The organism is Skermanella sp., assembly GCF_059503625.1.
Genome location: NZ_JCACHA010000062.1, coordinates 1 through 2474, shown reverse-complemented (window position 1 = coordinate 2474; position 2474 = coordinate 1). Strand labels below are relative to the sequence as shown.

General features: G+C 66.9%; 2 protein-coding genes. One reads left to right on the top strand and one right to left on the bottom strand.

Features of this window, described 5'->3' with window-relative positions:
• Positions 1-250 precede the first annotated feature (250 nt).
• On the top strand, positions 251-634 hold the full coding sequence (locus AC5JJ6_RS01745) for a c-type cytochrome (RefSeq protein ID WP_496040389.1): 384 nt from the start codon (positions 251-253) through the stop codon (positions 632-634).
• 230 nt (positions 635-864) lie between these two features.
• Here the strand turns inward: AC5JJ6_RS01745 and purH are convergent, their stop codons facing one another.
• Complete coding sequence (gene purH / locus AC5JJ6_RS01740) at positions 865-2451, bottom strand: bifunctional phosphoribosylaminoimidazolecarboxamide formyltransferase/IMP cyclohydrolase (RefSeq protein WP_496040392.1); 1587 nt, start codon at positions 2449-2451, stop codon at positions 865-867.
• Between the last annotated feature and the right edge of the window lie 23 nt (positions 2452-2474).

The following is a 2474-nucleotide window of genomic DNA, read 5'->3' as shown; positions in this document are numbered from 1 at the left end:
TCATTAAATATTGGCGTTTGCAGGTTCGGTCCTGCCGTGCATTGGAATTTGCCCTGATAGTACGACGATATGCGGTGAGAGGGCAGGCGGGGAGGCGCCGTTCCGCCGACTCGGTCGATGCCGTGGGATCAGGCCGCCTATGCCGCATAACGTCGCGTGGCGCAAATAACCCTTCATTCCTTGGTACTATTATCCGCCGTCCGGCCCGGACTTATACTGCCGGGGCAACCTGTGAAAGGGGACAATCACCATGAAGCTGCTGGCCCTCAGACTGATGGGGCCGATGCTGGCTGCCGCGTGCTCGCTGGGCGCGAGCCAGGCGTTCGCCGAGACCAAGCCGGTGTCGGACAGCCATCCGTTCCATCAATGCGCGTCGTGCCATTCGCTGGACACCTCCGCCAACGCCTTCGGCCCGACGCTGATCGGCGTCTACGGCCGTACCGCCGGTTCGGTGCCGCGCTTCGCCTATTCCGAAGCGGTTCAGAAGTCCGGAGTCGTCTGGAACGACGACAACCTGCGCAAATGGATTTCCGGTAACGACACGTTCATCCCCGGAACCCGCATGCGCCACGTCGCCGTTACCGACAAGGCGAAGCAGGACGAGCTGATCGACTTCCTGAAGGCGCTGAAGTGACGTAATGCCAGGAACCGGAGAGGTCGGCCTCTGAAAAAGACTTTGGTTTCGTAGGTCGGTCTAAAGCGAAGCGGCAGCCGACAAGCAGGCGCGTCTATGTCGGCTGCCGCTTCGCTTTAGACCGACCTATGGCATGAGCGTCTTCATTGGTCAATCTCTTCGGATTTTGGTACGCCAAGCGGGCGGCAGGGTGACCCTGCCGCCCGTTTTCTTTTGAATTCGACCCGGTTTTAGTGGCGGAAGTGGCGCATGCCGGTGAAGACCATGGCGAGGCCGCGCTCGTCCGCCGCTGCGATCACCTCGGCGTCGCGCATCGAGCCGCCGGGCTGGATGATCGCGGTGGCGCCCGCATCGGCGGCGGCCAGCAACCCGTCGGCGAAGGGGAAGAAGGCATCGGAGGCCACGACCGAGCCGATCGTGCCGGCCTGCTCGCGGCCGGCCGCCTTGGCGGCGTCGGCCGACTTCCAGGCCGCGATGCGCGAGCTGTCGACCCGGCTCATCTGACCGGCGCCGACCCCGACCGTGGCGCCCGCCTTGGCGTAGACGATGGCGTTGGACTTGACGTGCTTGGCGACTCGGAAGGCGAACAACAGGTCGGAGAGTTCCTGGTCGGTCGGCGCCCGCTTGGTCACGACCTTCAGGTCGGGCAGGGTCACCCGGCCGCTGTCGCGGGTCTGGAACAGGAAGCCGCCGGCTACCGTGCGCACCGTCATGCCGGGGGCGGCCGGGTCGGGCAGGTCGCCGGTCAGAAGGACGCGCAGGTTCTTCTTGGACGCCAGGAACTGCCGGGCCCCCTCGTCGGCGTCGGGGGCGATCACGACTTCGGCGAACAGTTTCGCGATCTGCTCGGCGGTGGCGGCGTCCAGCGTGCGGTTCAGGGCGATGATGCCGCCGAAGGCGCTGACCGGATCGCATTCCAGCGCGCGGCCATAGGCATCCAGCAGATTGTCGCCCTCGGCGACGCCGCAGGGATTGGCGTGCTTGATGATAGCGACGGCGGGCTTCTCGAACTCGGCCACCAGCTCGAAGGCGGCATCCGTGTCGTTCAGGTTGTTGTAGCTCAGCTCCTTGCCCTGGAGCTGGGTCGCGGTCGCGATGCCGGGCCGGGCGTCGGCGCCGCTGACGTAGAAGGCGGCCGCCTGATGGGGGTTCTCGCCGTAGCGGAGCGTCTGGCGCAGGCTGCCGGCGACGGTGACGCGGGCCGGGAAGGTCTCGTCGTTCTGGCCGGCGAACCACTGGCTGATCGCGGCGTCGTAGGACGCCGTGCGGGCATAGGCCGAGGCCGCCAGCCGGCGGCGCAGCGCCAGGGAGGTGGCGCCGTCGTTGGACTCCAGCTCCGCCAGGACCGGTTCGTACTGGGAGGCGTCGGTCAGCACCGCGACGAAGCCGTGGTTCTTGGCGGCGCTGCGGATCATGGCGGGACCGCCGATGTCGATGTTCTCGACGCAGTCCTCGAACGGAGCGCCGCGCGCCACGGTCGCCTCGAACGGGTAGAGGTTGACCACGACCAGATCGATCGGCGGGATGTCGTGGGTCTTCATGGCGGCCAGATGGCCTTCCAGGTCGCGGCGGGCCAGGATGCCGCCATGGACGCGCGGGTGCAGCGTCTTGACGCGGCCGTCCATCATCTCGGGGAAGCCGGTATAGTCGCCGACTTCGGTCACCGGCACGCCGGCGTCGCGGAGCTGCTGGGCGGAACCGCCGGTCGAGAGGATCTCGACGCCGCGCGCGGCGAGCGCCTGACCGAACGGCACGAGGCCGGTCTTGTCGGAAACGGAAATGAGGGCTCGTGTGACGCGGATGAGATCGGCGGTCATGACGGCGGAATCCTGCGTAAGGC

Bases quoted from the DNA above. Each gene is read 5' to 3' on its own strand.
- purH (WP_496040392.1), bottom strand. From the start codon at position 2,451: ATGACCGCCGATCTCATCCGCGTCACACGAGCCCTCATTTCCGTTTCC.
- AC5JJ6_RS01745 (WP_496040389.1), top strand. From the start codon at position 251: ATGAAGCTGCTGGCCCTCAGACTGATGGGGCCGATGCTGGCTGCCGCG.